The sequence below is a fragment of the Methanoregula sp. genome (genome assembly GCF_041663825.1).
Classification (GTDB): domain Archaea; phylum Halobacteriota; class Methanomicrobia; order Methanomicrobiales; family Methanospirillaceae; genus Methanoregula.
On the sequence record NZ_JBAYLY010000058.1, the window covers coordinates 1 to 5,291 of the forward strand.

A 5,291-nucleotide genomic window follows, 5' to 3' on the forward strand; every position below is an offset into this window, starting at 1 on the left:
GGCTCTTTTAGAGGCGATGCAGGAACGGCAGGTCACGATCCAGGGCGAGACCCACACGCTTGCCCGGCCGTTCTTTGTGCTTGCGACCGAGAACCCGATCGAGTCGGAGGGCACGTACCCGCTGCCTGAAGCGCAGGTCGACCGGTTCATGTTCAAGGTGCTCATGACCTACCCGGACAAGGCGGACGAGGTAACTGTGCTCGACCGGTTCACGGAAGGGACGACCGTCACCCCAAAAAAGGTCGTTACAAAAGAGAAGATCCTCGAGATCCAGGCATTCACGCAGAAGGTGTACGCGGATGCGGCGATCAAGCGTTATGCCTGCGAACTCGTGGACGCGACCCGGCATCCCGACGCGTACGGCATCGAAGAGGCCAGGTACATCGCGCTCGGCGCCTCGCCCCGTGCTTCGATCTTCCTCGTCCTTGGCGGCAAGGCCCATGCCCTGCTCGCCGGCCGGGGCTACGTGATCCCCGAGGACTTAAAGGCGGTTGCCCACGATGTCCTCCGGCACCGGATCCTCCTGACGTACGAAGGGGATGCCGACGGGATCACCACCGACCGGATCATCGACCGCATCCTTGGGGTCGTCAGGGTACCGTGATCGCCATGATGCATGCAGTGCCAGTGCCGGGCCGGTCTGCCCTGTGCAGCCAGCCCGTGACTACCAGATCCTGTGCGGGGGATGCCGGATGGACGACCGCACCGAACTGATCCGGCAGCTCAAGAAGATCGATCTCGCGACCGGCGTCCTTGTCGAAGGGCTCCAGTCCGGTCCCCACCACTCGGTCTTTAAAGGGCAGGGCGTCGAGTTCTCCGAGATCCGCGAGTACGTGCCCGGCGACGATATCCGGTCGATCGACTGGAAGGTGACGGCACGGTACAACCACCCGTTCATCAAGGAGTTCACCGAGGAGCGCGACCAGACATTCTACTTTGTCGTGGACATTTCCGGTTCTTCCGGGTTTGGCTCGGACACGACCAAGCAGCGGAAGATCCTTGAAGTGACCGCGAGCCTCGCGTTTGCGGCGGTAAAAAACAACGACCGGATTGGCCTTGTGCTTTTCTCAGACCGGGTGGAAAAGTTCATCCCGGCTAAAAGGGGAAGAAAGCACCTTGCCCAGATCTTCAACGTAATGATCGACCATGTGGCCGCATCGCCTAAGACCGATCTTGCCGTTGCAGCAAAGTTCCTCGCAGGCGCTCTCTCGCGCCGGAGCTCCATTGTGATCCTCTCGGACTTTGCCTCGCCCGCGTTCTTCCTGCCGCTCCGGATCCTCCGGCGCCGCCATGAGGTTCTCGCGATCCGGATTGCCGACCCGCGCGAGCAGGACCTGCCGGATGTGGGCCTCATCGAACTCGAAGACCCCGAGACCGGCGAACAGGTCCTTGTCGATACCTCGGACCCGGGTTTCCGGCAGCGGTACCGCACACTGGTCACCGAGGCCGACCGGGCGCTGCATGCGGAGTTTGCGAAAAACCGGATCGCAGAGACGGCGTTGTTAACCGACGAGCCCTACGAGATCCCGCTGAAACGGTTCTTTGCCGGTGTCGTAAAAAGGAGGGTGAGTTATGCCCGGGTTTTATGAGCCGACCTGGTTGCTGGCCCTTATCGCAATCCCGGTGCTTGCCGGGATCTACTGGTATGTTGCAAAGAAAAAGAAGCAGGAAGCGATCGCGTTCTCCCGGGTTGCGTTTGTGAAGTCCGCGCTTGGGGATGCCAAAAAATCAAAGCGGACGCACGTACTGTTTATCGTCGCCCTTGCGGTCATTGGCCTTCTCGTGATCGGGCTGGCCGATCCCCATATCCCGCTCGAACAGACAAAAGAGGGCACGAACGTGATCCTTGTTATGGATATCTCGGGCAGCATGCAGGCAACCGACTACCAGCCCTCGCGCATTGAGGCGGCAAAGAGCGCCGCCGGACAGCTCGTGGGAAGCCTCGACCCGAAGGACTCCGCCGGGGTTGTCACGTTCCAGTCCGGTGCGACCACGGCCGCATACTTAAGCCAGGACAAGGACCGGGTCAAAGAGAAGATCGCGGCGATAGAGCCGAGCAGCGGCGAGACCGCAATCGGCGACGGCCTTGCACTTGGCGTCGATATGGCCCAGTCGGTACCGAACAAGAAAAGCGTCATTATCCTCCTCTCGGACGGTGTCAACAATGCCGGCGTGATCACACCCGATGAAGCGGTTGCGCTCGCAAAATCCGCAGGCATCCCGGTCTTTACCGTCGGCCTTGGCACGACAACGCCCACGGTCCTCGGGTATGACTGGATGGGCAACCCCCAGTACGCCCAGCTCGATGAGAAGACACTCCAGTCCATCGCCGACCAGACTGGGGGAAAATACTACAAGTCGGTCAATGACAGGACCTTAAAAGACGTATACGCCGGCCTGACCACAAACATCGTGCACGAGAAAGAGGACACGAGCATCAAGGATTATTTTATTCTCGGTGCACTCGTGCTGCTCTGCCTTGAATTCTGGCTCCGGTACGGCAGGGGGCGAATCATCCAATGAAGGCATACCGGGCGAGTACCCTCCCGCCGTTACCTTCCCCCGACAGAAAAATCAGGGGTGTTTCCCGATATTCTGGTTGTAATAATAAATCCCTTCAAGAGTGATAACGTAAAGATTACCGATTTTTTCTGTGGTGTGTTGAGCATTTTTAATGAGACCATATTCGATCAATTTTCCCAGGTGCAGCACGAGATCACGGACATCCATATTTGAGAATGTGCTGTGGATTGCGCCAATGGTTACCGGAGAGGTACTTTTTCCCTTCCCTAATTCGAAGATTGCACTTAACACCAGATCCTGTTCCTGAGTGAGTATCATAAAAATCACGTACCTGATAATAGTTTCATTGAGATCTGAAATCCCTAACTCTTCTTTGGCAGGTTTTCTTTTTTTGAGCCCCGGAAATACTCAAATCCTGAAAAAAACCCGACAGAACCGGTCATCCAAACTCAAGTTTCCCATCGTTTCCCAGGAACACTTCGATATCCTGCCTGATGAACCGGCCATGAATACGTTTCGGGACCTCGGCACGCAGCCGGTTGATAAGGTCCATCGGGTCAGTAGCCAGGATTATACCGATTTTCCCGGCTTCCTCAAAAATGAGGGAGACGGAATCGAAGAGATCGGATCCCGCCGCGAGGATACAGAGACGGCGTGCGTCCAGCGTGTGGACAAAATCCATGGCTTCTTTTGCGCGCTGTATATTCTCATTCGCATATTTTTCTATTGCACAGATGTTTGCTCTGGAAGTATGGAGCATATCCGCAATCTGATGTTGTTTCATTCCCATCTTCCGGTATCTCAATACCACCTTTTGCCGGTCCGTGAAGAGACTGTCGCCCATATTAACTTTTGTCCAAATATAAATGAGATGCATTAACTATAATTAAATGTATGGTTGCAGGGCCACTAAGAACGGTTTACTGCGGAAGACCTGCCGACCTCCGCCCGGCAGGCTGGGATTGATCTGGAAAAGTTCAGGCATACCTTCACGTGACGATTCAAAATCGCCTGCACATTCTGTTATGGAAAACCTGATGACGGCAAGACCGGGTTTCCTGCCCGGGCCGAAGAGAGGGTGTTTGTCATCAACGATGTTCCCGTATATGTCTGCGAACTATGCAGGGAAGCGTATTACACGCAGGAAATTTCCTGAAAGATTGACGGTATTATTATACGGGCCATTCACCGGAAAATTGTATTGTCCGTCCGGTTATTCCGCCAGGAACGGGTTTTTCACAACCAGTCCGGGGATTTTTGAGAAATGGGCATCCTCAGACCAGATCGTATCAATCCCCTGTTCCTGCATGGTAGCGACAAGGAGCGCATCCCAGAAATGGAGGGTAATGGCCCGTGAAATCCCGATGGCCCTGGTTACCGTCCCGGCATCATAGCGGACAATTGTCCAGCCGTCGAATGCCATGATGTCGTCTATGAACCGGGTAATGATATCATCCGGCAGCGGATGTTCCATCTTCTCCCGTGTCACAACGGCAAATTCGGCAAGGTTCTGGACCGAGACTGCAAGAGTCTCCTCGTTTTTGAAGACCCGTGCAAGAAGTCTCTGTGCCGCTGCCCGCTTCTCCGGTTCACCGGCATCGAACGCATAACAGAGGATATTCGTATCCACGAGTGCGGGTTTACCGGTCATAGAGATCCTTTCGTTCTGAATAGCAATGTTTTCCGAAGTTGTGCCCGGTCGCGAGGAGCGCCAGGGCATCCCGTGAGATCTCTTCCTGTGTCTCGTGATGCATCCAGAATTCAAGGGCCTGCGTGGTGGCTTCCCCAAGGGATCCTTTCCTTGTGCCCAGTTTCTTCCGGACAAGTTCCCGGAACTTTTCTTCCGTGGAATTCTCAATGGTGAGAGTGATGGTGCCCATAGGATTACGTATATTCTTTAATTATTTAAATAATTAGTTTATCTACGTATATCGCCATGGATCCCGTTATCCGGTGACCCGGAAAACGCCAGGATACTCATGAGCAGAAAAATTATGCGTCCCCCCGGTTCCCTCTTGTCGAATAACTCCGGGCGGACAATCCATTCTGCCATTATCCGAGTCTGATTGTTTTTTGCTTCCTGTGAGAGGCTATCCGGATCCAATTTGTCCGGCGTTTCGCCACGTGTCCTTCCCGGGAGCCGGATTTGTAAACCGAGGGTATCTTCGGTTTTTTGTTCCGCCAGCAAAACGGCTGCACACCCGGATTCCCCTGCCCGGGGGCCGGGTACAAACCCACCGATCACGGGATTGCGCGCCCGGGGATTTTCGGCAGCCCGGCTTTTCCCGCCTGCGCAAGGAGCCGGCCAAACCCGCACCGGTTTCTCCCGGGCCCATGATTTTCTCCTCCCGGAAAAACCGGTCCGGTCCACGGGATTTTCTCTCGTGACCTCCGATACCCGGCCGGTTTTTTTCCGGAATCCTCAAGCTCGCGATCCGTTTATTTTTTAAAAATGTTCAGCAGCGGACACGGACATTTTCCCAAAAAGCCGGAACATCTTTGTGAGTGTTTTTTTGCGGGCAACAGGGGGAAAGGGATGCCTTCCCCACCTTGTCTTGCGTGCCGGTACATACCCGCCCTAATCCGGGCCCAATTTGGCCTCCGATTACCCATTTTACACCCCAAAAGAAGCCCGTATCGGGCTTCGATTTGAAATAACCCCAAATCGGGCTTATTTTGGGAAACGGACAAATTAAAACGGACCCGATAATGCGGTTTTTTTGGCAGATCTCATGTGAAATTGCCACTTGGACGATCCGGAAAATGAC

9 protein-coding genes are annotated in these 5,291 nt (G+C 54.8%); 4 read left to right on the forward strand and 5 right to left on the reverse strand.

Annotated features, from left to right (window positions below):
- The 3 genes from WCX19_RS14805 to WCX19_RS14815 form a co-directional block, all read left to right on the forward strand.
- Window positions 1-604: AAA family ATPase (locus WCX19_RS14805; protein WP_373009479.1), on the forward strand; the 604-nt coding region annotated here is incomplete at its 5' end.
- Between the two features lie 43 nt (window positions 605-647).
- Window positions 648-1,589: a DUF58 domain-containing protein gene (locus tag WCX19_RS14810; RefSeq protein WP_373009481.1), complete on the forward strand. Its 942-nt coding sequence runs from the start codon at window positions 648-650 to the stop codon at window positions 1,587-1,589.
- On the forward strand, window positions 1,573-2,523 hold the full coding sequence (locus tag WCX19_RS14815) for a VWA domain-containing protein (RefSeq protein WP_373009483.1): 951 nt from the start codon (window positions 1,573-1,575) through the stop codon (window positions 2,521-2,523). The genes WCX19_RS14810 and WCX19_RS14815 overlap by 17 nt, the downstream gene beginning before the upstream one ends.
- A gap of 51 nt (window positions 2,524-2,574) precedes the next feature.
- Here the strand turns inward: WCX19_RS14815 and WCX19_RS14820 are convergent, their stop codons facing one another.
- Complete coding sequence (locus WCX19_RS14820; RefSeq protein WP_373009485.1) at window positions 2,575-2,841, reverse strand: hypothetical protein; 267 nt, start codon at window positions 2,839-2,841, stop codon at window positions 2,575-2,577.
- Window positions 2,842-2,962: 121 nt separating this feature from the next.
- The gene (locus tag WCX19_RS14825; RefSeq protein ID WP_373009487.1) at window positions 2,963-3,400 is read right to left on the reverse strand and encodes a Tfx family DNA-binding protein; all 438 of its coding nucleotides are present in this window, start codon (window positions 3,398-3,400) and stop codon (window positions 2,963-2,965) included.
- A 129-nt stretch (window positions 3,401-3,529) separates the two neighbouring features.
- Here WCX19_RS14825 and WCX19_RS14830 point away from each other — a divergent pair, with 129 nt between their 5' ends.
- Window positions 3,530-3,679, forward strand: a complete 150-nt coding sequence (locus tag WCX19_RS14830; RefSeq protein ID WP_373009495.1) for a YgiT-type zinc finger protein — start codon at window positions 3,530-3,532, stop codon at window positions 3,677-3,679.
- Window positions 3,680-3,736: 57 nt separating this feature from the next.
- Here WCX19_RS14830 and WCX19_RS14835 read toward each other — a convergent pair whose 3' ends face one another.
- The 3 genes from WCX19_RS14835 to WCX19_RS14845 all read right to left on the reverse strand — a co-directional run.
- Window positions 3,737-4,174: a PIN domain-containing protein gene (locus WCX19_RS14835; protein ID WP_373009489.1), complete on the reverse strand. Its 438-nt coding sequence runs from the start codon at window positions 4,172-4,174 to the stop codon at window positions 3,737-3,739.
- On the reverse strand, window positions 4,164-4,403 hold the full coding sequence (locus tag WCX19_RS14840; RefSeq protein ID WP_373009491.1) for a hypothetical protein: 240 nt from the start codon (window positions 4,401-4,403) through the stop codon (window positions 4,164-4,166). Before WCX19_RS14840 ends, WCX19_RS14835 begins: the two co-directional genes overlap by 11 nt.
- Before the next feature lie 576 nt (window positions 4,404-4,979).
- A partial coding sequence (locus WCX19_RS14845; protein WP_373009493.1) for a hypothetical protein occupies window positions 4,980-5,291 on the reverse strand: 312 nt, incomplete at its 5' end.